Origin of the sequence: Acinetobacter amyesii (assembly GCF_002018365.1) — a bacterium.
GTDB classification, from domain to species: domain Bacteria; phylum Pseudomonadota; class Gammaproteobacteria; order Pseudomonadales; family Moraxellaceae; genus Acinetobacter; species Acinetobacter amyesii.
In genome coordinates, this window is the sequence record NZ_MVKX01000004.1 from 162866 (window position 1) to 187634 (window position 24769).

General features: G+C 40.9%; 20 protein-coding genes. 8 read left to right on the plus strand and 12 right to left on the minus strand.

The genetic code is table 11. From position 1 onward, the window contains the following. The first annotated feature begins 77 nt into the window (after positions 1-77). The gene (locus tag B1202_RS07640) at positions 78-1250 is read left to right on the plus strand and encodes an OmpP1/FadL family transporter (RefSeq protein ID WP_078189976.1); all 1173 of its coding nucleotides are present in this window, start codon (positions 78-80) and stop codon (positions 1248-1250) included. Between the two features lie 362 nt (positions 1251-1612). Next, positions 1613-3004 carry an OmpP1/FadL family transporter gene (locus B1202_RS07645; RefSeq protein ID WP_078189977.1) on the plus strand — a complete coding sequence of 464 codons (1392 nt, stop codon included), beginning with the start codon at positions 1613-1615 and terminating at the stop codon, positions 3002-3004. 73 nt (positions 3005-3077) lie between these two features. On the opposite strand, the gene thrH is transcribed toward B1202_RS07645, so the two are convergent. Next, complete coding sequence (gene thrH, locus B1202_RS07650; RefSeq protein ID WP_078189978.1) at positions 3078-3695, minus strand: bifunctional phosphoserine phosphatase/homoserine phosphotransferase ThrH; 618 nt, start codon at positions 3693-3695, stop codon at positions 3078-3080. 200 nt (positions 3696-3895) lie between these two features. On the opposite strand from thrH, the gene B1202_RS07655 reads away from it, so the two are divergent. Next, a complete protein-coding gene (locus B1202_RS07655; RefSeq protein WP_078189979.1) occupies positions 3896-4630 on the plus strand; it encodes a phosphoadenylyl-sulfate reductase in 735 nt (244 codons plus the stop codon). A gap of 167 nt (positions 4631-4797) precedes the next feature. Next, on the plus strand, positions 4798-6177 hold the full coding sequence (locus B1202_RS07660) for a WS/DGAT/MGAT family O-acyltransferase (protein WP_078189980.1): 1380 nt from the start codon (positions 4798-4800) through the stop codon (positions 6175-6177). A 312-nt stretch (positions 6178-6489) separates the two neighbouring features. Here the strand turns inward: B1202_RS07660 and B1202_RS16445 are convergent, their stop codons facing one another. The 6 genes from B1202_RS16445 to B1202_RS07685 all read right to left on the minus strand — a co-directional run bounded on the left by B1202_RS16445 (position 6490) and on the right by B1202_RS07685 (position 11255). Next, positions 6490-6663 (minus strand): PA1571 family protein, encoded by a 174-nt coding sequence (locus B1202_RS16445; RefSeq protein ID WP_168379036.1) that lies wholly within the window; start codon positions 6661-6663, stop codon positions 6490-6492. A 142-nt stretch (positions 6664-6805) separates the two neighbouring features. Next, positions 6806-8260, minus strand: coding sequence for a ribonuclease G (rng, locus tag B1202_RS07665; protein ID WP_078189981.1), 1455 nt, complete (start codon positions 8258-8260; stop codon positions 6806-6808). A 42-nt stretch (positions 8261-8302) separates the two neighbouring features. Then, complete coding sequence (locus B1202_RS07670) at positions 8303-8869, minus strand: Maf family nucleotide pyrophosphatase (protein ID WP_078189982.1); 567 nt, start codon at positions 8867-8869, stop codon at positions 8303-8305. After that, positions 8857-9348 carry a rod shape-determining protein MreD gene (gene mreD / locus B1202_RS07675; RefSeq protein WP_078189983.1) on the minus strand — a complete coding sequence of 164 codons (492 nt, stop codon included), beginning with the start codon at positions 9346-9348 and terminating at the stop codon, positions 8857-8859. Before mreD ends, B1202_RS07670 begins: the two co-directional genes overlap by 13 nt. After that, on the minus strand, positions 9335-10192 hold the full coding sequence (gene mreC, locus B1202_RS07680; protein ID WP_078189984.1) for a rod shape-determining protein MreC: 858 nt from the start codon (positions 10190-10192) through the stop codon (positions 9335-9337). The genes mreD and mreC overlap by 14 nt, the downstream gene beginning before the upstream one ends. 16 nt (positions 10193-10208) lie before the next feature. After that, positions 10209-11255 (minus strand): rod shape-determining protein, encoded by a 1047-nt coding sequence (locus B1202_RS07685; RefSeq protein WP_078190130.1) that lies wholly within the window; start codon positions 11253-11255, stop codon positions 10209-10211. Between the two features lie 133 nt (positions 11256-11388). Between B1202_RS07685 and gatC the strand changes: the two genes are divergently transcribed. The 3 genes from gatC to gatB are packed head-to-tail and all read left to right on the plus strand — an operon-like array spanning position 11389 to position 14708. After that, on the plus strand, positions 11389-11703 hold the full coding sequence (gene gatC / locus B1202_RS07690) for an Asp-tRNA(Asn)/Glu-tRNA(Gln) amidotransferase subunit GatC (protein ID WP_078189985.1): 315 nt from the start codon (positions 11389-11391) through the stop codon (positions 11701-11703). Between the two features lie 51 nt (positions 11704-11754). Further along, positions 11755-13233 (plus strand): Asp-tRNA(Asn)/Glu-tRNA(Gln) amidotransferase subunit GatA, encoded by a 1479-nt coding sequence (gatA, locus tag B1202_RS07695; protein WP_078189986.1) that lies wholly within the window; start codon positions 11755-11757, stop codon positions 13231-13233. Next, on the plus strand, positions 13233-14708 hold the full coding sequence (gatB, locus tag B1202_RS07700; protein WP_078189987.1) for an Asp-tRNA(Asn)/Glu-tRNA(Gln) amidotransferase subunit GatB: 1476 nt from the start codon (positions 13233-13235) through the stop codon (positions 14706-14708). Before gatA ends, gatB begins: the two co-directional genes overlap by 1 nt. Before the next feature lie 30 nt (positions 14709-14738). Here the strand turns inward: gatB and B1202_RS07705 are convergent, their stop codons facing one another. Continuing rightward, positions 14739-15404: a hypothetical protein gene (locus B1202_RS07705; RefSeq protein WP_171262615.1), complete on the minus strand. Its 666-nt coding sequence runs from the start codon at positions 15402-15404 to the stop codon at positions 14739-14741. Positions 15405-15976: 572 nt separating this feature from the next. Between B1202_RS07705 and B1202_RS07710 the strand changes: the two genes are divergently transcribed. Continuing rightward, positions 15977-16879, plus strand: a complete 903-nt coding sequence (locus tag B1202_RS07710; RefSeq protein ID WP_078189988.1) for an NADP-dependent oxidoreductase — start codon at positions 15977-15979, stop codon at positions 16877-16879. A gap of 92 nt (positions 16880-16971) precedes the next feature. Here the strand turns inward: B1202_RS07710 and B1202_RS07715 are convergent, their stop codons facing one another. From B1202_RS07715 to B1202_RS07730, 4 genes are all read right to left on the minus strand, one after another. Then, on the minus strand, positions 16972-17418 hold the full coding sequence (locus B1202_RS07715) for a hypothetical protein (RefSeq protein ID WP_228145147.1): 447 nt from the start codon (positions 17416-17418) through the stop codon (positions 16972-16974). Between the two features lie 147 nt (positions 17419-17565). Then, the gene (locus B1202_RS07720) at positions 17566-18411 is read right to left on the minus strand and encodes a hypothetical protein (RefSeq protein ID WP_078189989.1); all 846 of its coding nucleotides are present in this window, start codon (positions 18409-18411) and stop codon (positions 17566-17568) included. Between the two features lie 92 nt (positions 18412-18503). Continuing rightward, positions 18504-19475: a hypothetical protein gene (locus tag B1202_RS07725; protein WP_078190133.1), complete on the minus strand. Its 972-nt coding sequence runs from the start codon at positions 19473-19475 to the stop codon at positions 18504-18506. Positions 19476-19727: 252 nt separating this feature from the next. Further along, positions 19728-24518: a BapA/Bap/LapF family large adhesin gene (locus B1202_RS07730; RefSeq protein WP_078189990.1), complete on the minus strand. Its 4791-nt coding sequence runs from the start codon at positions 24516-24518 to the stop codon at positions 19728-19730. Between the last annotated feature and the right edge of the window lie 251 nt (positions 24519-24769).

Genomic DNA, 24769 nt, shown 5'->3' on the forward strand with positions numbered 1-24769 from the left:
CTCTTATTTACTGTTTTTCTATTTATGTTACTTTCCACACATTGAAATAACATCAAAAGTTACAAACAGGGAAAAGTATGCGCTTAAATCACCTTAGCTACGCAATTTTACTTACCGCTTTACCAACAGCATCATTATTTGCAGCGGGTCTAGATCGTTCAGGTCAGTCTATTTCAGCATTCTTACAACCTGGTAACTACGCAGAAGCTGGTATTTCTATTTTAGACCCTAAAGTAGAAGGTCAAGATTTACTGAAAAATAAAGTTGATGACATGGGTGAAGACTACTACTTCCCTTCAGCAGCAATTAAAGTACAAGCAACTGATAAGATTTCTTTAGGTTTGATCTATGATCAACCGTATGGTGCAGATGCAGCATACGACAGCAATTCTCTTTTCTTCGGTTCAAACGGCACAGGTACAAGTGTTGAAGTTGATACACAAAACCTAACAGCGTTAATTGGTTACCAACCAACAGAGAACTGGAATTTTTATGCAGGTCCAGTATGGCAAACTGTAGAAGCAGATATCAAACTACGTGGTTTAGCTTACCAAGGCCTTTCTGGTTATAACATCAAGGTTGCTGAAGAAGAAGCATATGGTTGGTTAGCAGGTTTCGCCTACTCTATTCCAGAAATTGCTTTAAAAGCTTCTGTAACGTATCGTTCAGAAATCAAGCACAAAGCAACTGGTGAAGAAACTTATACGCTTTCATCTCCTATGACTGTTGCTCCTGGTGTTACTCTACCTACAGGTACTACGATCGGTTTAGCTAACGCTCGTGTTGATGCAATTACACCACAATCTGTAAACGTCGATCTACAAACGGGTATTGCTGCGAACACTTTAGCTTTTGCTAACCTTCGTTGGGTTCATTGGGATCAATTTGCAGTAACACCGCAAGCATTATTCCAACGTTCAGGCGGCAATAATTTAATTGATTATTCTGACGATCAGTACTCAATCACTACAGGTATTTCTCGTAAATTCAATGATAAATGGGCGGGTACAGCAGCTGTAGGTTATGACTCTGGTGCAGGTAACCCTGTAACAACACTTGGCCCAACTGAAGGCTACTGGAGTGTTGGTTTAGGCGGTCAATACAGCCCTGCTGAGAACTATTTCATTCAAGCTGGTGTGAAATACTTCTGGTTAGGAGATGCGAAAGCGCAAACTGGCGGTACAGTTGTTGGCGAATTCAAAGACAATACTGCGCTAGGTTATGGCATGAAAATTGGCTATCGCTTCTAAGAATTAAAAAACCTAAAAGCCCCTATATGGGGCTTTTTTTATTCTTATATGCGACATATTTCACATAATATATTTCAAGATTTATTTATTATGCTTATTTTTCGAACAATTAATTTTATATCAATAGTTTAATGGATATTTATTTTATATATTCAATAACAATAGTTTATCTAAAAAATATTAAAGTATTTATTCTAATTATGTAAAATCAACAGCTTTTTTTTACCTATAGTTCAAATTTAGAGTCTTTACTCTTTTTTAAATTATGCTATTTTTTGGTGCAAGGTATGATTAAAAAAAATTACATATCTTTAAATTTTATTAACGCATTGAAGCGTTTTTTATACTAGGAAAGTAGAAAAATGAACTTAAAAGCATTAACAAGTGCCATTTTATTTGCCAGCGTACCAATGACAGGTGCTTTTGCAGCAGCAATGGATCGCTCTGGGCAGTCAATTTCTGCATTTTTACAACCGGGTAATTATTTTGAAGCAGGGATTTCAGTTTTAGATCCAAACGTCTCAGGTGTAGATATTAAAGGCCAAGCTACAGGTGATATGGCTGAGGACTATTATTTCCCAGCTGCTGCATTAAAAATTCAACTGAATGAGCATTTCTCATTTGGTTTAATTTATGATCAGCCTTTTGGTGCAGAGGCTAAATATAATTCAAATAGCGTCTTTTCAGCAAAATCTACTGATTCTGTCCTAGGTGCACTAGACCACAAAACAGTCGCTCAATTTAACAGTAAGGCCACTGAAGTTACTGGTCAAACTGAAGTGGATGTAAAAACACAAAACCTTTCTCTTTTATTTGGTTTTCAACCTAATGAGAATTGGAATTTTTACGCAGGACCGGTATACCAAACTGTTGAAGGTAAAGTAAGTCTGCGTGGTGAAGCTTACAGCATGATGTCTGGATATGATGCAAATATCAAAGAAGAAGGTGATCTTGGATGGCTAGCGGGTTTTGCATATCAAATTCCTGAAATTGCCTTAAAGGCATCCTTAACATATCGATCTGAGATCGAACATGAAGTAAATGCAACTGAGTCATTCCAATCAATTGATAACTTCACTGGTTTAAGTGCACCAATCTTAAACATTATGCTTGGTCCATTGGGTGCCAAATTACCGAAAGAGCAACGAGATGCTGTAATTGCAGTAAGAAATGCATTAGTTGCATCTAATTCACTTCCAGAAGGTAAAACAAAAGTTACCACGCCACAATCGGTAAATTTAGATTTGCAATCTGGCATCATGGAAAACACTGTTGCCTTCGCAAATGTACGTTGGGTAGATTGGTCTAAATTTGCAATTAAACCTCATGAGTTTGGCATTAAAGCAGATATTTTAGGTTCTTTAGTTGCTGGTTCTAACGGTATCGTTGGCTACACAGATGGTTTTAACTTAGTCGACTATTCTAAGGATCAATGGTCTGTAAATGCAGGCGTTGGCCGTAAATTTAATGATCAATGGGCTGGTACAGTCATGGTCGGTTGGGACTCTGGTGCAGGTAACCCAGTGTCAACTTTAGGCCCAACAGAAGGTTACTGGAGCGCTGGCTTAGGTGGACAATTTAGTCCAACACCTCAATCGTTTATTCAAGCTGGTGTTAAATACTTCTGGTTGGGTGATGCGACTGCACAATCTGGTTCACACTCTGTCCCTGGTAATGAAACAGCTGCAAATGTTGCTAACTTTAAAGACAACGATGCAATCGGTTACAGCTTAAAAATCGGTTACCGTTTCTAAGTTGCTTTAAAAACTTTCGATTAAACAAGAAAGGGCGCTATAAGCGCCCTTTTCTATAACTTACTATTCAGAATTAAGCTGGAATATCACGAACAGAAGCATTACGAATCGCTTCTTTCAGTGCGGCATAGCCATGAATTGGTGGGAACTGTGGAAATTCAGCAATCACATTGTCAGGCGCATCAAATAAGAAACCCGCATCAGCTTCACCAAGCATCGTCGTATCGTTATAAGAATCACCTGCTGCAATCACACGGAAGTTTAACCCATGCAATGCTTGAACAGCTTTACGCTTTTGATCAGGTTGACGAAGCTTATAAGCTGAGATCATACCATTTTCATCAGTTTCTAATTTGTGGCAGAAAATCGTTGGCCAACCAAGTTGCTGCATTAATGGATGTGCAAACTCATAGAAAGTATCTGAAAGAATAATCAATTGAAAATGAGTACGCACCCACTCTACAAACTCTTTTGCACCTTCAAATGGCCCCATATCTGCAATTACGTCTTGAATATCGTTTAAACCTAAGCCATGTTGTTTTAGGATATTTAAACGTTGAGTCATCAACACATCGTAATCTGGAATGTCACGAGTCGTTGCTTCAAGTTCTTTAATGCCTGTTTTTTTCGCAAAATTAATCCAAATTTCAGGTACTAAAACCCCTTCTAGATCTAAACAAACGACTTCCATGCACTCTACCCTCTGTTATGTGAAAAAATTTTTTCAATATCATAGCGGAAGAATAAAAAAATGCATTGTTCTTTTTTAAATCTATTTTTTTCATAAGTATCTATTTTTTAGTGATAAGTGTGTTTTAGCATTTCCATTAAAATAGTTCTGAAATAAATTAATATAGGTTTTAACGTTCCAAGCCTATAGCCAGGACATTCATGACTACCATCCCTACTATTGACCTTGTCGATGCACTTGCATCTGATTATGCAGATAAATCACCTTCTGAGATTATGAAACTTGCGCTTAGCCAGCAAGGTGAAGTTGCGATTTCCTTTTCTGGTGCAGAAGATGTTGTACTGATTGATCTTGCATCGAACTTAGGGATTCCATTTCGTGTATTTAGTTTAGATACCGGTCGCTTACATCCTGAAACGTACCAATTTTTAGATACTGTCCGTAAGCATTATAAAATTGATATTGAAATCTGTTTCCCAGAAAGTGATGCCGTACAAAAACTGGTAACAGAAAAGGGCTTTTTTAGCTTCTATCAAGATGAACATAAAGAATGCTGTGGTATCCGCAAAGTACAACCTTTACGTAAAAAACTAGCCACTTTAGATGGTTGGATCACAGGTCAACGTAAAGACCAAAGCCCAGGCACACGTAATGAAATTCCTGTGGTACAAGCTGACCCAGGTTTTTCAGGTCCGGGCAAGCAATTGATTAAATACAATCCTTTGGCAAACTGGTCTAGCGCTGATGTATGGAACTATATCCGTCTAATGGAAATTCCATATAATCCACTACACGAACGTGGCTTTATCTCGATTGGCTGTGAGCCATGCACTCGTCCTGTTTTACCAAATCAACATGAACGAGAAGGTCGCTGGTGGTGGGAAGATGCAACCCATAAAGAATGCGGCTTACACGCAGGCAACATGAAAAAATAAAGATCACAAAACCACTGCATAGCAGTGGTTTTTTTCAACGCATCGATACACATAATTCCGTATCATTTCAACGTAAAAACGCTATACTGCAAATGACAATTTAATAATTCTAACAATGCTACTCATACATGAGCAGCTGTAGAAATTGCAGTGAGGCAATCAACGCTATGCGTCCATTACATCCTATTGATTTCATATTCTTAAATTTAGAGAAACGGCAACAACCGATGCATGTAGGTGGTCTATTTTTATTTCAGATCCCTGACAATGCACCAGATACTTTTATTCAAGATTTAGTCGCAGATATTCGTAATTCAAAATCCATTCCTATTCCTCCTTTTAACAATAAACTCAACGGCTTCTTTTGGGATGAAGACGAAGAGTTTGATTTAGATCATCACTTCCGCCATATCGCATTGCCGCATCCCGGTCGTATCCGTGAACTTTTGACTTATATTTCTCAAGAACACAGTGCGCTGATTGACCGTGCAAAACCGCTTTGGACCTGCCACATTATTGAAGGTATTGAAGGCAATCGTTTTGCCATGTACTTCAAAATTCACCACGCGATGGTCGATGGCATTGCTGGTATGCGTTTAGTTGAAAAATCACTTTCGCATGACCCAGATGCTAAAAGCATTGTGCCGCCATGGTGTGTAGAAGGCCCTCGTGCAAAACGCCTGAAGCAGCCGAAAGCCAGTCGTATGAAAGGCCTGTTATCGACCATTAAGGGACAACTTGACTCAACTCCACGAGTTTTGTACGAACTGTCACAAACAGTGATGAAAGATATGGGGCGTAACCCAGATTATGTATCTAGTTTCCAAGCGCCGAGTTCAATATTAAACCAACGGGTTAGTTCTTCTCGTCGTTTCGCTGCTCAGTCTTTTGAATTTTCACGTTTGTCACATATTGCCAAGTCACTGGGCGTAACAATTAACGATATTGTGCTCGCAATTTGTTCAGGCGCATTACGTGAGTATTTAATTACACAAAATGCTTTACCTAAAAAGCCATTGATTGCCATGGTGCCTGCATCAGTTCGTACCGATGATTCAGATATGTCTAACCGTATTACCATGATTTTGGCGAACCTTGGAACCCATAAAGAAGATCCGCTAGAGCGCTTGAAGATTGTGCGTCGTAGTGTGCTCAATGCTAAAGAGCGCTTTAAGCGGATGAACTCGAATCAAATTTTAAACTACAGTGCTTTTGTCTACAGTGCAGCAGGTTTAAATATTGCATCAGGCTTCATGCCAAAACGTCAGGCCTTCAACTTGGTCATTTCGAATGTTCCCGGCCCACAAGAGCCGTTATATTGGAATGGTGCACGTTTAGAAGCGCTCTACCCAGCGTCCATTGTTTTGGATGGTCAAGCGCTTAATATCACCATGACCAGCTATTTAGATAAGCTTGAAGTGGGTTTAACAGCATGTCGTAATGCGCTGCCAAAAATGCAAAATTTACTAACGCATTTGGAAGAAGAAATTCAACGATTTGAAGCTATTGTGAACCAAGATTCCCCAAAGTTTCAGGCGGTTAGCTAACCGCCTGCTTCACAACTTAGTATCAGTTCATCAGCAGATTGAACCACCCAAAAAATTAAAAACCCGTCTAAATTAAACAATCTAGACGGGTTTTTAATTTTTGAACTTTGAGTGATTTTTTGGAGCAATTTACGTGTATAAGCTAAAATTTAGGTGAACAAATCCGTTGTTATTGTTTAATTATGACTTGTAGATACGAACAGATAATTAAGTTTATTTTCCATTATTTATAAAATTTTAGCGCATTAAAAATTTTTAGAATCGTGCGTGAGTGCTTTAACCCTCTGGATTACATTATTTATATTTCAATATTTAAGCTTTGATAGCTCGGCACTGTTTAAGTAACTGATGACAAGCAGAACGAATCATAGACGCTGTAATTTGAACCTCATTACCACGCTCATCCACGATATAACCTGAATGGATCGCTTTTGCTTCAACAACAGTTTTAAGACCACTTTTCATTACTGTTTTACTAACACCCATAGTACACCTCTTTTTGCTAAGCCATTTTCAAGTCCAATGCAGGAAAATGGCTTTGGCTATTTGATGTGTCTAGTATTCAAAATAACAGTTCAAAAGTAAAATCTCAGTTGTAACAAGTGTTTAACGATATTCTGTTACAATTTCAGCTCAGAATGATATCGTATTGCTCTTGCGTATATAAATTTTCCACTTGGAACTTGATCACACGGCTAATAAAGTGCTCTAAATCAGCTACCGCAGGTGCTTCAGCTGTTAACAATCGGTCAATCACCGACGGATGTGCCACCACGGTAAAACCACTTTGTGACTCATAAGCACGTGCATATCTCAAGATTTCACGGAAAATTTCATAGCAAACTGTTTCAGCCGTTTTCACATAACCACGGCCCTGACAAGTCGGGCAAGAATCACAAAGGAGATGCTCTAAAGATTCACGGGTGCGTTTCCGAGTCATTTCCACCAAACCCAGCTCAGACACTTGAGTGATCTTGGTTTTAGCATGATCGCGCTCAAGCATTTTCTCAAACTGGCTCATCACTTCTTCACGATGATGTGCTTCTTGCATATCAATGAAGTCAATAATGATAATCCCACCCAAGTTACGTAGTCGAAGCTGACGTGCAATGACCTGTGTGGCTTCCATATTGGTTTTAAACACAGTGTCTTCAAGTGAACGGCCACCAACATAGGAGCCAGTATTGACATCAATCGTGGTCATCGCTTCAGTTTGATCGATCATCAGGTAGCCGCCAGACTTAAGTGCTACACGTGTCTGTAAGGCTTTCTGAATATCCTCTTCGACATTATACAAGTCAAAAATTGGACGCTCACCCGGATAATGCAGTAAGCGATTTTGCATACTCGGTACAAATTCTTGGACAAACTCTTGCAATTTGCCATGCACTTCGCGTGAATCGACCTGAATTTTAGACGTATCTTCATTGGCCAAATCACGGATGACGCGTTGCGGTAAAGGTAGCTCTTCAAAAATCAAAGATGGCACAACAATACTGCGTTGTTTACGTTGTATGTATTCCCACAGTTTTGCTAAATAGGCCATGTCCTGTGCAATTTCACATTCAGGAATACCTTCAGCAGCAGTACGAACAATGACTGAACCCGGTAAATTGTGTTCCTTTTGAATGCGTTCAATCATGCTACGCAAGCGATCACGCTCTTCTTCAGACTCAATACGCTGTGAAACACCGGTATGGCTGCCATATGGCATTAAAACGAGGTAACGGGAAGGAATAGAAAGATCAGTCGATAGTCGAGCACCTTTAGTACCCAACATATCTTTCATGACTTGTACGGTGAGTACTTGCCCCGGTTGTAACAGCTCAAAAACATTCGGGGTCGGTTGATTGCGCTGCCAGACCATATCATTGATATGTAAAAAAGCCGTTCTCGACAATCCAATATCAATAAAAGCAGCCTGCATACCCGGAAGCACGCGAACAACTTTCCCTTTATAAATATTGCCCACTAACCCACGCTTCACGGTACGTTCAACAAATAATTCATTGACCGTACCGTTTTGAATCAACGCCACACGACATTCCATCGGTGTGACGTTAATCAACAACTCGTCAGACATATCAAAACTCAAAACATTATAAAAATTCTTGTGTTGCAGCAGTTAATTTAATGCCTTAACTGTCTGTAATAACTGTACGGTTTCATGCAAAGGTAGCCCAACGACATTGCTGTAGCTCCCTTCAATACAAGGAATATAGCGCGCAGCAATTCCTTGAATGGCGTAGGCTCCCGCCTTGCCGATTGGTTCACCTGTTGCCCAATAGCTTTCCATGTCAGCTAAACTCAGCGTTTGAAATTCAACCTGTGTACGCACTACTATACTGTATATTTGATCTTTTGTACTGACACAAACACCTGAAAACACATCATGTTTTCGTCCAGAGATCATTTCCCACATAGAAAAAGCATGTGCTTTCGACGCTGGTTTTCCTAAAATGTGCTCATCTACGCCTAAACTGGTATCGGCGGCAATAACGATAGCATCAGGGAATTGTTGTTGTACTGCGCAAGCTTTGGCACGTGCTAAACGCTCTACATAATCCGCTACAGGTTCTCCTACTAACACGGACTCATCAATATCTGGACTGAAAATGTCAAACTCCAGTCCCAATTGTTGCAATAGTTCGCGTCGTCGAGGAGAACTCGAAGCTAAAATTATATGCGCCATTTTCTCAAGAAGTAATACATGATTGGCCAAATGAGTAAGCTAGTAATAATTGGCTGCCAATGACGAGCAAATGAAAACTGTGCCCCACCCATCACTTGAACAATCCACACAAACAGTAAATGCGCGAAAATTGCCATTGCAGCAATAATCCATAAATTACCAAATGTGAGGATCCGACGTTCACGCGTTAAAAAGCGTGTCACAAATGCAATAACCACAAAACTCAGTGCGTTCATGCCAAATGGCGCATCAGTCAATAAGTCCGTAAAGAGACCTGTGGCAAATGCAAACCAAACACCGCACCATGTCGGCTGACAGAGGACCCAAAATAGCATGATCATCATCATGAATAATGGGCGCCAACCCGATAGGTCATAAGAAAGCGGATACACCATCAGCACGGATGCCAAAATGATGGAAAAGATAATTGGAAATAATGGGTCGCGCTCTGTATGACGACTAAGCTTAGCGAGTGACATGCGGTTGCTCCATCGCTAAAGAATCGGAAAATAGCACAACCACATGATGACCACCTGCCAATTGGGCAGCAGGATTGATATCAATTTGGGCAAATTCACCGCTATTGTGACGACTGACTTTCGACACTGTCCCCACCAAATAACCCGCTGGAAAATGTGCCCCTAGCCCTGAGCTATAGACTTTTTCACCTACTTTGATATTGGCACTGGTTGGAACATATTCCATTTTAAGTCGACCTAAGTCACCTGTACCCGTAACGATTGCGCGCATACCGGTATGCTCCATCCGCACGGATAAAGAGTGCTCTTTGTCTGAGAGCAACATGACACGACTACTATGCGGGTAAACATTGATAATTTGCCCCATAATGCCCTTGTCATCGAGTACAGTTTGTCCCACTTTAAGCTGACTGCTGGCTCCACGGTTAATTACAATAATATGACGTAAGGGATCAGCATCGGTACCAATGACTTCGGCAATCTCCATACGACCATCAATAATGAGTGGCGTATCGAGCAGTCCACGCAGTCGAGTATTTTCAGCAGAAAGTTCAGAAAGTTTCTGTAAACGGACTTGAGCCTGAATTAACTCTGCTTGCATCGCGGTATTTTCACGACGTAATTGAGCTTCAGACTTGGTTTGTTGATTCAGCCATTCTCGCGATAACACTGGATAGCTTGCAAGGGCATAAATTGGATTATATGCCGCATACAAGACGTCTCTGGCCGGTTGAATTACATGCGGCATGCGCCAATCAAAGAAAAGCACCACCAAGCATGTAATCACCGCAATGATAAAAGAGCGAAAAGATGGCGGTTGTCTTGAAAACAGTTGCGTTTGCACCCGCCGAGTCCTTTTCTTAGCCTACAAATAACATGTCATGATTTGGGTTATCGAAGAATTCGAGAACCTTACCGCCACCACGTGTAACACATGATAGTGGATCTTCTGCAACCACTACAGGAAGACCTGTTTCTTTTGCAAGAAGCTTATCAAGATTGCGAAGTAATGCACCACCACCAGTCAACACAATACCGCGTTCTGCGATGTCTGAAGACAACTCAGGTGGCGTTTGCTCTAGTGCAGATTTAACCGCAGCCACAATGTTTTGTAGTGGATCAGAAATCGCTTGAGTCACTTCATCAGAAGTTACGGTAATCGCACGAGGTACACCTTCAGCCAAGTTACGACCACGGACTTCGATTTCCAAAGGTTTTGCACCTTCTTCTGGAACCGCCATACCAACTTCTTTTTTGATGTTTTCTGCAGTGGTTTCACCAATCACACAACCATGTGCTTTACGCACGTAGTTAATAATTTGCTCATCAAATACATCACCACCGATACGTAGTGAGTCTGCATAGACACAACCTTGAAGTGAAATGATCGCGATTTCAGTTGTACCACCACCAACATCGACAACCATCGAACCACAAGCTTGCTCAACAGGCATACCTGCACCAATTGCAGCAGCCATCGGCTCTTCAATTAAGCGAACTTCACGTGCACCTGCATTGTATACAGCTTCACGGATTGCACGGCGTTCCACCAACGTCGATTTACATGGCACACACACCACGACACGCGGTGCAGGTGGGAACAAACGTTTTTCGTGCACTTTGCCAATGAATTGATTCAACATCGTTTCAGTGACTTCAAAGTCAGCAATCACACCATCTTTCATTGGGCGAATTGCAGAAATATTTGCAGGTGTACGACCTAGCATTTGTTTCGCGTCAAGACCTACTGCGGCAACGATTTTTTGTGAACCACTGTGGCGAATTGCCACCACCGTCGGTTCATTTAATATAATGCCTCGTCCTGGCGCATAAATAAGTGTATTTGCAGTGCCTAAATCAATGGCAAGATCCGGCGAAAACAAGCCAATTAGTCGTTTTAGAATCACGGGGACGTTCTCAGTTAAACTTTTATATGGACGCAAGGTGGCAACTTTAACTAAATGTGATGATTTGAACAAGTCAATCGCTTATTATAAGCCACGATATTTTGAATTTTTTTAATACTGATTAGGTAATGTTATGTCTACATCGGATGCACAGCATTCTGCAGATCTAAATGCACAAACAGTTTCAGCGATTGCCCATCTGGCTCGATTGTCGCTAGATGAAGCGCAATCTGCTGACTATGCTCAAAGTTTAAATAAAATTTTAGGCATGATGGAAACCCTGAAAGGCATCGATACTGACGGTGTTGAACCACTAAAAAGTCCATTCGACAATCCACAGCCCTTACGTGAAGACGTGGTATCTGAGACCAATCATCGCGAAGCATATCAAGCAGTTGCTCCTGCAGTACAGGATGGCTTGTACCTTGTTCCGCGTGTGATTGAATAATTTTTATTCAGATCAACATTTTTTCAAATTAAACGTAAAGAAATATTTCTCATGACAGATTTACATCGCTTATCAATTCGTGAATTGTCTGAAGGTTTGGCTGGCGCTAAATTTTCTTCACGCGAATTGACTGAACACTATTTAAAACGCATTGAAAAAATCGATGCTCAAGTCAAGTCATACGTGACCGTGACAGCTGAACAAGCACTTGCGCAAGCAGATGCGGCTGATGCTGCAATTAAAGCAGGCAATGCAACTGCGTTGACCGGTGTACCAATTGCACATAAAGATATTTTCTGTACCCAAGGCATTAAAACCACTGCTGGTTCTAAAATGCTGGACAATTTTATCTCTCCTTACGACGCGACCGTTGTAGCGAAAGGTAAAGCTGCGGGCCTTGTCACTTTAGGTAAAGTGAACATGGACGAATTCGCCATGGGTTCGACCTCTGAAAATTCATTTTATGGTGCAACGGCTAACCCTTGGAACTTGGGACACGTTCCAGGTGGTTCTTCAGGCGGTTCTGCTGCGGCGGTAGCGGCTGATCTTGCGCCTTTCGCAACAGGTACAGATACAGGTGGTTCAATCCGTCAACCTGCGTCTTTCTGTGGTTTGACTGGCCTTAAACCGACTTACGGTCGTGTTTCACGTTTCGGTATGATTGCATATGCATCATCTTTAGACCAAGGCGGCCCGATGGCACGTTCGGCTGAAGACTGTGCTTACCTAATGAACGTGATGGCAGGTCATGATGCGAAAGACTCAACTTCTGTTGAAAAAGACGTCGATAACTACGTGGCGAACCTCAACGGCACTTCAGTAAAAGGTTTACGCATTGGTATTCCTAAGCAGTACTTTAATGTTGCTGGTTTAGATGCAGACGTAAAAGCACGCGTTGAAGAATCACTGAAAAAGTTAGAAGAAATGGGCGCAATCTTGGTTGAGATTGACCTGAACATGACTGAAAGCTACGTACCAACGTATTACTTGATCGCACCTGCTGAAGCATCGTCTAACTTATCTCGTTTCGACGGCGTACGTTATGGCTACCGTGCAGAAAACCCTGTGGATTTGATGGACTTGTACAAACGTTCACGTTCTGAAGGCTTTGGTAAAGAAGTTCAGCAACGTATCCTGATTGGTACATACGCGCTTTCTGCGGGTTACTACGATGCTTATTATGTGAAAGCACAAAAAGTACGTCGTTTAATCCAGCAAGATTTCTTAAAAGCATTTGAATCTGTAGACGTGATTGCGGCTCCTGCTGCACCAACGACTGCATATAAGATTGGAGCAAACTTATCTCCTGTAGAAATGTACTTAGGCGACATCTACACGATTGCAGTGAATTTGGCAGGCTTACCTGCGATTAACGCGCCTGTTGGTTTTGACAAAGACAACCTACCTGTTGGCTTACAGCTGATTGGTAACTACTGGTCAGAATCTCAATTGTTGTCTGTGGTGCATCAGTACCAACAAGCAACGGATTGGCATACACAACGCGCTGCAATTGCTGAGGAGAATGCATAATGGCTAAGAACGCTGCGAAACCAAAATCTAACCTCATTGATGGTTGGGAAGTCGTTATTGGTATCGAGATTCACACTCAGCTTGCGACCAATACCAAAATTTTCTCAGGTTCATCTACCACATTTGGTCAAGACCCAAATACTCAAGCGAGCCTTGTAGATTTGGCAATGCCGGGCGTATTGCCAGTATTGAACAAAGAAGTGGTTGATCTTGCAATTCGCTTTGGTTTGGGTATTGATGCTTACATCGACCAAGCTTCTGTATTTGCACGTAAAAACTACTTCTACCCTGACTCTCCAAAAGGCTACCAAATCAGCCAAATGGATAACCCGATTGTGGGCTTGGGTCATATCGACATCCAACTTGAAGATGGCACAGTAAAACGCATTGGCGTAACTCGTGCGCACCTTGAGGAAGATGCTGGTAAATCGATCCATGACCAATTTGAAGGTCAATCTGGTATCGATTTAAACCGTGCAGGTACGCCTTTACTTGAAATCGTATCTGAACCCGATATGCGTTCAGTTGAAGAAGCTGTTGCCTACATTAAAGCAATTCACACACTTGTGCGTTGGTTAGGCATTTCTGACGGAAACATGGCTGAAGGTTCATTCCGTGCGGACTGTAACGTGTCTTTGCGCCGTCCGGGTCAACCGTTTGGTACACGTTGCGAGCTTAAAAACCTCAACTCATTCCGTTTCATTGAACAAGCGATCAATGTAGAAATTGAACGCCAAATGGAAATCTTGGATTGGGATGGCACCATCGACCAAGAAACGCGTTTGTTCGACCCTGTGAAGATGGAAACGCGTTCAATGCGTTCGAAAGAAGAAGCGAACGATTACCGCTACTTCCCAGATCCTGACTTGTTGCCTGTGATCATTGCAGATGCGCAAATTGAAGCGGCACGTGCTGCCCTTCCTGAGTTGCCTGCTGCACGTCGTGCGCGTTTTGTAGCTGACTTTGGCGTGACTGAGTACGATGCTCACGTGCTTACGCTTACTCGTGAAATGTCAGAGTTTTATGAAGACGTGGTGAAAGCTGCTGGCGGTGCTGCGCAAGGTAAAGTGGCTGCAAACTGGGTGATGGGTGAATTCTCTGGTGCTTTAAACAAAGCGAGCCTAGAACTTACTGATTCTCCTGTAACAGCAGAGAAACTTGGCGGCATGATTGCGCGTATTGTGGACAACACAATTAACGGTAAGATCGCGAAGCAAGTGTTCGGCTTTATGTGGGAAGAAGGCAAAACTGCAGACGAGATTATTGCGGAAAAAGGCTTGAAACAGGAAACTGATACAGGCGCAATTGAAGCGATTATTAAAGACGTACTTGCAGCTAACGAGAAGATGGTTGAAGAGTATAAATCTGGTAAAGATAAAGCTTTCAACGGTCTTGTTGGTCAAGTGATGAAAGCAGCAAAAGGCAAAGCGAACCCTGCGCAAGTGAATGAGTTGATGAAGAAATTGATTGGTTGATCTGATTAGTTTTGGAATAAAAAACCCGCTTCAGAGCGGGTTTTTGTTTATAAGCTTATTATTTTTCATAGCAATATTTTCTAATTGATTGATTAAATCATCGTAGTCTTTTGATTTAGTAATCTGCGCAAAATTAGACTCTATTTTTTTTAGTTCTTGTTCACTTAAAGCATCTCCATTTACTTTTATTAAGTATTCAAAATATATCACTTTCTTAGAAATAAATTCTGTCTTCATACTACTATAACTATATGTACAGAAAGGTAAAAAAGAAATCAAAAAGAAAAATATGAAAAAGATATTATAGTTTCTTTTATTCTGTAAAAACCAAGGAGTATAATCTTGATCAATGCTTTCTTCATTCAGATTATTTAGCTCCTTAAATTTATTTCTAGTAATAATAAAAGTAAATGAAAAAGAACATATTGAAATAGCACCGACTAACAATATAAATAAACTGTATATTTTTGCTTGGAATCTATCTAAACCTCTAATTGATATATTTTGATAAATTTCATTACTAAAACTAGAAGATGTATTAATTAAGAAACTTATAATTCCATTACCCATAAAGCTAAAGAATGGTTTTAATATGATTTCCCATACACCACTTCCTAAACCACCGATAATTAAAGTACCTAATATCCCTAACACCCAACTTAGTGTTTTATGTTTTTTTATAAAATCTTTCATCATCAATAAGCTATATGTTAATTTCGATTAATATTACAACACAAAATAATGATTTAATAATTAAAAGATTGAACTTTATTTCTAATAATTAAGGATACAATTACCCAAGAACTTCAAATCTAAAACAACAAGACCATCAAAAAAAGTATCCTCAATCGCTAAATTCGAAGACTTAGGATATATCCAACTTTCGAAGTCTTTTTTCATGCGTGACTTCTACCCTCATCCCCCGCCTTCTCCCATTGGGAGAAGGAGCTTTCATTGCTAATTAAATACCATTATGGATTTAGTAATGGATGTTCCTTCTCCTTTTAGGAGATGAGAAACACTGCTTCGCAAGGGAGAGGTCAGTTTTAAAAATCCCTCTAAATCTCCCTTTTAAAAGGGAGACTTTGACATGTGATCAATTTGATACGCGTAGTTCCCTCTCCTTCTAGGAGAGGGTTAGGGAGAGGTCAGTTCAACTGTTCTATTTATAGAAAAATCTAATGCAAATTTCGGTCTGTAATCTATACACACCGCCTGCCTATAATTCAACCATGATTTAAAAAACTGAATGAAATAGGCACAAGAAAATGAAATCAACCATCTTAGCAGCACATCAATACGGCAAACCCGAAGTCCTCGAATTTGCACAGTACGAACTTCCACCATTAGCTTCTGGCATGGCGCGTATTCACGTCAAAGCCTCTGGGATCAACCCGATTGATGCCCGCCGCATGACAGGCGAATTTAAGCATGCGTCCCTGCCGCAAACCTTTGGTACAGAATATGCAGGCATCATTGCAGAAGTAGACGGCTCTCAAAATGAATGGGCTGTAGGCAATGAAGTGCTGGGTTCAGGCGGTGCATTTACCCATGCCACCGTGATTGATGTGCCTTTAACAAATTTGATCCGTAAGCCGAAAAATATTGATTGGTCTATTGCGGGAACAATTGCAGGCGCAGCACAAACAGCCATGACCGTTTTGGATGAAATGGGCCCTGCTCAATCTTTACTGGTACATGGCGGCTCAGGCGGTGTCGGTTCGATTGTCGTACAGCTTGCAGTAGAAAAAGGCATTGAGGTTGTCGCAACGGCATCGGCTACCAATCAAGACTATATTCGCAAATTAGGGGCTACACCTGTCACTTATGGTGACGGTTTAGTTGAACGTCTTAAAGCCGTGCATCCAACGCCTTTTGATGTTTCAATCGATATGATTGGCTCGGAAGAAGCCACTCAAACCTCTCTTGCTGTGGTCAAAGTTGGTGGATTTATGGGAAGTATTGCCGGCAGAAAATTATCTTCCAATAAAATTCAGCCAGTATGGGTTAAACGTAACCCAAAAAACCTACAGCATGTCGTTGATGGCATTGCTGACGGCCGTTTTACGTGGACAGTCAGCCGTGAATATGCATTTAAAGATGCGCAGCAAGCCTATGGTGATATTTTAGAAGGTCATACCAAAGGTAAAAGTGTGCTGATTTTTGAATAATAATTAGCTGATCCAAAAAGTAAATAAGCGCTAAACAGCGCTCATTTACATCGTTATTTAACTTAAAAATATGTATTGCAAATTTAAAAATCTTATCGAGTAATCCCCAGTTTATTCCAAATTTCTGGGGTTAAAAATTTGATCACCAATTTATTCAAATCGACATAACGCAGTACGCCTTGTAATTGTTGTTTAATTTCAGGCGTCTTTAATATTTCATCCCCCGTGATACTACCAAGCTCTTGAAAACTTTCGCCTACAGCCTGTAGACCGTCGGCATTAATTACGGCCTGCGTTTGCGTAGAACATTGCTCAACCAAGATTCGCTGCATCACTTGAGCCAGATTTTTATCAAGTTGCGTTTTTTGCGCATCACTGACATTACTGTACTGTTTTAAATCTGGATGCGCTGCCAATGCAGAAAAGGTCCATTGTAGCACCGCCGTTTTATCTGCCGCAGTGGTCGATTTCACTAAACATTGACTAAGCTGATCCACCGTCGGACTCGCCAAACTCACCTGAGTCGTCCCGAGCATCATGAGCGTCAATAAAGCCAAACCTGCTGGTCGTGAAAAACGTAGATGTAATTTTTTAGAAAAACCGTAACCCATAGACCAAACTCCCAAAACTTGAGTCACCTTTGTATCATGAAGTGCTGTATTTGCTGTTTGGTCTATGTAACTCAACTATTCATTTTTGCTAGTAGCTGCATAGATGAGAGGATGAATCGTTGGCCTTCTATTCCAATACCAGTAAAAATGCCCATGGGTATCGAGCAAACTATGCGTCGTCAATGTCGATTTATTACTATCCCCTCGCCAGCAGGCAAGTGCTGCATTACGATTATTATGTAGGTCAATAAACTCTGGATTCGAATATTTGGGTTTCGCTGGAATGTATAAAGCATCTCCCGGATTGACCCATAAATCTGCCAAGTAAATCTTGCCTAGATTTGGAAAATAACGTCCTACTGAGATGACCAGAGGCAATTGATCCTGATCGGTCGCGCTAAAAATATGCGGAAAGTCATGATGTTCTAAATCTGTAGCCACAAAAGGAAATAGGGTTTTTCCACTACAATCAGGCTTCCCACCATCCAGGTAGGCAAAACAATGACCTGCCATCATGCCGTATTCATAATGAATCTCTGACAGTAGTTTTTGATTTGAATGAATCTGAATCGCTTCACCTGCATGGACTAAGGTGATACCAAAAGCTGCTGTGGTTTCTTTGGTTGCCACCAATGGCATAAACTCGAAGTGTTGCCCTTCAAAATCAAGCTCAGTTTGCTCGCCCCAATCGGTAGTTATCGTCGAAATTTCGGAAGGAACCACGTAGGGATTTCCCATCGTCATTTTCGCATTGGTGGCCGACTCGGTAATTAAATGAATCCCTGCCCCAAGTGATGCTAAATATGTTGGATGCCCACGATCATTGAAAAAGAAGGGTGTTTGCTCGATATTGACTGTAATTTCTGCCAATTCTCGGTCAAATAATGGCGCATTAAAATAAGTTTCTTTTACTAAACTCATGGTTTTCCTTATTATTTTATAACTTTGTCTGAGTACATGATTGAATCAGGATAAAAGCCTATTTCCCCAAATGGCTTTTATCCTGTTGAAGTTTATTTCATACGATTCAACATATTTTTTGCCCCTGCGTGGTTATAGTTGGTCGCTAAGTTTTGTAGGATGCCTTTTGCTCTTGCATTGGCGTTTGGATAACTTTTGCTATATGCAGGCACTGACGTTAAGCATTTTGCAACGAGCATGCCTGATTCAGCATAGGCTCTATTGGCATTTGCACCATTTAATTTGCCATAGCTATAAGCGCGCTGTGCATTATTACAAGCGGTGACTTGGTTTTTTCCGGCATTCAGGTCGCGTCGTGCATTCACATATAGGCGCATTTGTATCTGCTGTGATGTTTCAGCAACTGGCTTCACCGCTGGTTTATTTTCAGGCTCTTTGGCTTTGGTTTCTTTTTTAGTCTCTACTTCTTTTTTTACTTCATCTTTCGCATTGCTTTTTGTTGTCGTTGCTTTTGCTTTGCTTGGTGTGGCTTTTTTAGCTACAGTTTCTTCTTGTTTATTATAGTTTTTGCGACGTTCATCAGGTCCAATGATTGCTGTATACAAACTGACTAAGCGGGTTTCAGAACGGTCATTCGATTTACGCTCTGAAACGGGTTCAATAGCAACCATCCAACGTTGTCCATCTGCCTGACTACACTGAAATACACCTGTGCCCTGTTTTATACTGCTATAGGTCGCTAATAATTTACGACTCCATGCATTTTTGACTTGGTTCAAATTGCTTTTATTCAGTTGAATAAATTTGCCATTTTTGGCTTGGCAGTAACTGCTCATATTTTGCTTGGGTATCAGCGATTCTGCTTCAACATTTTTCTTTTGTGGTCCCCAATCATAGACGTATTCTTTCGCCTTTCCATTTGCGCTATTTAGCCCTTTTTGATTGATCACTTCTTGTGGTGATGCATAATGATTAAATGAATTTGGGTTTAAACTCTGCATGGTTGTACAACCATGTAATGCAAATCCAATACTCCCCACCCATAAAATTGCCTTTAAATTCACAGCAAAAATCTCAAAAAATTCACCTCTAAAAAAATAGCGTAATTTAGTATCTTTCACAATTTTATAATCTTGATTTTATTTATTATTTTTATAAATTTAATCACTAAAATCGCATACGTATGAGATGTATACACATGTTGTTCATTTTAATTTGATGAGTTTCACATTTTATTTGGATCTAGTGGTGTTTATGAAGAAAATAAAAAAGAGCCTCCGAGGAGGCTCTTTTCTGATTGCTTAAATTCTATTTAATTAGAATATAAGTTGATTACTATCTAAAAGATCTTGCAGAGTAACATCAGTATTTTTCAAAATTACAAGACCTGTGTAATTACTTACACCAAATGTAGGTCCATCTAGATCAATACTTACTTTTACATCAGTACCAGATTGTTCAACTTGAATAAAGCCTCCAATATTTGCATCAGTTAGTGCAGTACTTGTATCACTGAATAAACCACGCAAATCCAACACGTCGCCTTCATTAAAATTATAATCCGCCCATGTATCATTGCCTAACAGGCTAGTATTACCACCAGCAGTTCCAGTTGACAACAAGTCATAAATTACAGTATCGGCGCCAGTACCTGTATTAAAGGTATCATCACCACTGGTACTATATTGAACTACTCCAGAATTATTCAATACTGGATTAATTGTAATAGAAGCACTATCAGTTGCACCTGTTGGGCTAATCAATGTGTAATTAATTACATCAGCAGACAAATTAGTCGTATCACCAGCTGCTTTTGCAGTATAGGTATAATCACCATTCCCTTTAACTTCAAAGTAACCTTTAGCTGTTTCATATGTAGTTGATTCATTGTAGCCAATAGTTACCCCTCCAACTAGAAGTTTAGTAAATGTTGTATCCAATGTATCTGTAGCTACACCATTATCAGCATAAATATTACCCGTAATGATCACTTGTGATGTACTGTCTGTATGCTCTCCATTGTATGTATAGGATGTCCCATCCAATACTGCAGTTACCTGAGATGCTGATGTAGCGGCTCCAAGTATATTTCCTGCAGCTTTAGTCACAGTGTAAGTTAACTCATAATTTCCAGCCGCTAAACTGCTCAAATCAATTGAGAATAAGTTACTGGCCGAAATGGTAGAGAGTGTTGCCGTTTTCACTACAGTATAAACATTAGAAGTGTTTGTACCTTGTGCACCAGAAATAGCTATTGCAACACCATCCAATTTCAAACTATAGGTAATAGTAGTGGTTGCTGCCGAGGTCGCTAAAGCATTAGATAAACCTAAAGTACCTTTATTTACATCTCCTAGAGTAAATTGAATTGTGCCCGAATCACTTTGTGTAGCTGTGCTTGAGGCTACAGTCGAAACATCTGTTTGCTCATGTTCTTTGAACAAAACATTCTTCGCAACATTTACATCTAAATCGAATGTGTCATTTTCAGCCGCCACAACACCAGTCACATCGTCACTACCAATATTGATAGTCAGTGTAGCAGTGTTATTCACTGCATTTATATCCAAAGGATCAGTAATTGTATATTCGAAGACCTCTGTTTTACCCAAACTTTCAATTTTTGGATTTGCAGTATAAGTATAGGTACCATCAGCCTTAATATTTAATGTTCCGTATAGGCCCTGAATATTTACACCATCAGTATCAACAGGTATCGCTACCCCACCAACTAGTTTGATCGTACTTACAACAGTATCCGCTAATACATTATCTGCTGTCGCACCTCCATCACCAGTGAGGACGTTACCTGTCGCTGTATCACTTGAGATACCCAAATCTGTATCCGTACCATTTACAGTTATTCTTGGGAGAAGGCTAGCACCTAAAAAGGAACCATTTGTACCTAAATTGACTCGGTATTCTCCAGCTGGTAAATCATCAACTGTTGCCGTTAATATATTATTCAATAACTGTAATGAAATTAAGGAATAACTACCATCATCTGCACCAACAGAAGTCCATACTCCATCAACCTTCTGCTGCAGAATGATATAAGCATTTTGCCCTACACCTAAACTAATACCCAAACTTGCAGTAAATGTTAAATCACGTGTATGACCGTCAGCTACAACGAAACTCGATAGTGGCTGACCTAGCTCAAGGGAAAGGCCCAAAATATCCACAACAAGTAAAGCTATACCTGTTGACTCAGTCAAATTTGTCGTAATTGGTAAATGCTCAAGATTAATATTTGCATCTACTTCATCACTAACTGCGATTACATCATTCACCGCAGGGATCACGATATCTGTCAAGTTATCTAGACGAGTTTGGAAGCCTGCTGCTTCTGTTGGGTAATCTGCAATAACATTAGTTACTGCTGCTTGCGCTGCTGCTTTGTCTGCAAGAGCTTCATTACGCGCTATCGTTAATGCATCGACTTCTGCTTGGCTGATCGCGCCATCCACAACTGCATCTGCAAGTGCTTGATCCGCTGCTGCATATGCCGCTTCCGCTGCTGCAACTAAGTCTTCAACAGCATCCAATGCATCTGCAATACCATTGTCATCGAGATCGTTCACCGCAGGGATCACGATATCTGTCAAGTTATCTAGACGAGTTTGGAAGCCTGCTGCTTCTGTTGGGTAATCTGCAATAACATTAGTTACTGCTGCTTGCGCTGCTGCTTTGTCTGCAAGAGCTTCATTACGCGCTATCGTTAATGCATCGACTTCTGCTTGGCTGATCGCGCCATCCACAACTGCATCTGCAAGTGCTTGATCCGCTGCTGCATATGCCGCTTCCGCTGCTGCAACTAAGTCTTCAACAGCATCCAATGCATCTGCAATACCATTGTCATCGAGATCGTTCACCGCAGGAATGGTGATATCCGTCAACGCATCAATACGCTCTTGGAAACCATCTTTGGCATCTTGAACAGCTGCAGGTGCAGATGGCAAGGCATCTAACGCGTCTTGTGCTGCATCTTTGGCATCTTGTGCCGCTTTGAGTGCATCTTCAAGTGCAGCTTTTTCGGTTGGGGTGATTAAGCCATTTGATTCTGCATCCGCTAAGGCATCTTCTGCTGCATCATACGCATCTTCTGCCGCTTTCACTGCCACTTCTGCATCGGCAATTTGCGCATCCACCGCATCATCAATGCCATTACCATCTGCATCGGTCACAGGTGGAATCACGATATCCGTTAAGTTATCGAGGCGATTTTGTAAGTCGTCTTTGGCTGTACCCGGATCAAGCGCATCTACCGCATTTTGTGCAAGTTCTTTGGCATCTTGCGCATCTTTCAAGGCATCTTCTAAGGCCGCTTGTTCTTCTGGCGTAATCACGCCATCTGCATTCGCGTCTGTAAGTGCATCTTTCGCTGCTTGATCTGCTGCTTCTGCTGCATCAACCAGTTCTGTGGCTAAATCCACTGGATCTTCTGTGCCGTCATCTACGCCGTTTTCATTCGCATCGTTGACTGCTGGAATGGTGATATCCGTTAAGTTATCAATACGCTCTTGGAAGCCATCTTTGGCATCTTGTACGGCTGCAGGTGCAGATGGTAAGGCATCTACCACGTCTTGTGCTGCATCTTTGGCATCTTGTGCCGCTTTGAGTGCATCTTCAAGTTCGGCTTTTTCAGTTGGGGTGATTAAGCCATTTGATTCAGCATCCGCTAAGGCATCTTCTGCGGCTTGGTACGCATCTTCTGCCGCTTTCACTGCTGCTTCTGCATCGGCAATCTGGGCATCCACCGCATCATCAATGCCATTACCATCTGCATCGGTCACAGGTGGAATCACGATATCCGTTAAGTTATCGAGGCGATCTTGTAAGTCGTCTTTGGCTGTACCCGGATCAAGCGCATCTACCGCATTTTGTGCAAGTTCTTTGGCATCTTGCGCATCTTTCAAGGCATCTTCTAAGGTCGCTTGTTCTTCTGGCGTAATCACGCCATCTGCATTCGCGTCTGTAAGTGCATCTTTCGCTGCTTGATCTGCTGCTTCCGCTGCGTCAACCAGTTCTGTGGCTAAATCCACTGGATCTTCTGTGCTGTCATCTACGCCGTTTTCATTTGCATCGTTGACTGCTGGAATGGTGATATCCGTTAAGTTATCGAGGCGATCTTGGAAGCCATCTTTGGCATCTTGAACAGCTGCAGGTGCAGATGGTAAGGCATTTACCGCGTCTTGGGCTGCATCTTTGGCATCTTGTGCCGCTTTGAGTGCATCTTCAAGTTCAGCTTTTTCCGTTGGCGTAATTAAGCCATTTGATTCTGCATCCGCTAATGCATCTTCTGCGGCTTGGTACGCATCTTCTGCCGCTTTCACTGCCGCTTCTGCATCGGCAATTTGCGCATCCACCGCATCATCAATGCCATTACCATCTGTATCGGTCACAGGTGGAATCACGATATCCGTTAAGTTATCGAGGCGATCTTGTAGGTCGTCTTTATCCGCGCTGTCTTTTAAAGCATCAACAGCCTTCTGAGCGGTATCCTCAGCTGCTTTGGCATCAGCAAGCGCTTGCTCAAGCTTGGCCTTTTCTTCAGGGGTAATTAATCCATCTGCTTGTGCATCGGTCAAAGCATCCTTTGCGGCTTTATTTGCATCTTCTGCTGCTTTTACCGCTTTTTCTGCCGCATCGAGTGCTTGATTTGAGTTACCCGAACTAGATGAACTATCTGAATCATTATTTGCCCAAGCTAAAATGCCTCCAGCCGTAACTAAAGGGACTAACCACGTCCATAAACCAACTGTTGAATCTGAATAGAGTAAAGGATTAATTTCATCGATCGGATTATAGTTAATTTCAAATAATCCAGCTTCATTTGGATTTGTTTCTAATAGATATAATTTATCATCTTCTTCTAGTACGACATTATTTTCATTCGCATTATCTGTAAAGTAATTCTCAATTATCAGTTGCTGTCCATCTTTCATTTTTATAATTAAAGTATTTCCACTTCTCTCCATACTTAAAACATTTTCTTTTGAAGTATGTATAACAACAACAGAAGCCTCCTTTAATGAAATATTACTCGTTTGTATGTTTTCTAAAACAGAATGATGTTCTTTTGATACAACTTGGACTTGTAACATGATAATTACCCTCTGGTTTATTTATAAATATATGTTTTAAATAATTTTTTAAATCACATGCTTTATCTAGCTAATAAAAAGGCATGTAAATTGACGTATATCAGTTCAACAAAGTTATAAAAATTATTAAAGTTTTTTTCTTTACCGCATTGTTAAGACGATTCAAGCCAATCCAAAGGTATAATTTTGTATTTAAGTACGCATGTATATTTTTAAATGTGATTTGGTTTGCAATTTCAATGTAAATAAAC

Bases quoted from the DNA above. Each gene is read 5' to 3' on its own strand.
- B1202_RS07710 (WP_078189988.1), top strand. From the start codon at position 15,977: ATGAAATCAACCATCTTAGCAGCACATCAATACGGCAAACCCGAAGTC.
- gatB (WP_078189987.1), top strand. From the start codon at position 13,233: ATGGCTAAGAACGCTGCGAAACCAAAATCTAACCTCATTGATGGTTGG.
- rng (WP_078189981.1), bottom strand. From the start codon at position 8,260: ATGTCTGACGAGTTGTTGATTAACGTCACACCGATGGAATGTCGTGTG.
- B1202_RS07655 (WP_078189979.1), top strand. From the start codon at position 3,896: ATGACTACCATCCCTACTATTGACCTTGTCGATGCACTTGCATCTGAT.
- gatC (WP_078189985.1), top strand. From the start codon at position 11,389: ATGTCTACATCGGATGCACAGCATTCTGCAGATCTAAATGCACAAACA.
- B1202_RS07670 (WP_078189982.1), bottom strand. From the start codon at position 8,869: ATGGCGCATATAATTTTAGCTTCGAGTTCTCCTCGACGACGCGAACTA.
- gatA (WP_078189986.1), top strand. From the start codon at position 11,755: ATGACAGATTTACATCGCTTATCAATTCGTGAATTGTCTGAAGGTTTG.
- B1202_RS07645 (WP_078189977.1), top strand. From the start codon at position 1,613: ATGAACTTAAAAGCATTAACAAGTGCCATTTTATTTGCCAGCGTACCA.
- thrH (WP_078189978.1), bottom strand. From the start codon at position 3,695: ATGGAAGTCGTTTGTTTAGATCTAGAAGGGGTTTTAGTACCTGAAATT.
- B1202_RS07640 (WP_078189976.1), top strand. From the start codon at position 78: ATGCGCTTAAATCACCTTAGCTACGCAATTTTACTTACCGCTTTACCA.
- B1202_RS16445 (WP_168379036.1), bottom strand. From the start codon at position 6,663: ATGGGTGTTAGTAAAACAGTAATGAAAAGTGGTCTTAAAACTGTTGTT.
- B1202_RS07705 (WP_171262615.1), bottom strand. From the start codon at position 15,404: ATGATGAAAGATTTTATAAAAAAACATAAAACACTAAGTTGGGTGTTA.
- B1202_RS07660 (WP_078189980.1), top strand. From the start codon at position 4,798: ATGCGTCCATTACATCCTATTGATTTCATATTCTTAAATTTAGAGAAA.
- B1202_RS07720 (WP_078189989.1), bottom strand. From the start codon at position 18,411: ATGAGTTTAGTAAAAGAAACTTATTTTAATGCGCCATTATTTGACCGA.
- B1202_RS07730 (WP_078189990.1), bottom strand. From the start codon at position 24,518: ATGTTACAAGTCCAAGTTGTATCAAAAGAACATCATTCTGTTTTAGAA.
- B1202_RS07715 (WP_228145147.1), bottom strand. From the start codon at position 17,418: ATGATGCTCGGGACGACTCAGGTGAGTTTGGCGAGTCCGACGGTGGAT.
- mreD (WP_078189983.1), bottom strand. From the start codon at position 9,348: ATGTCACTCGCTAAGCTTAGTCGTCATACAGAGCGCGACCCATTATTT.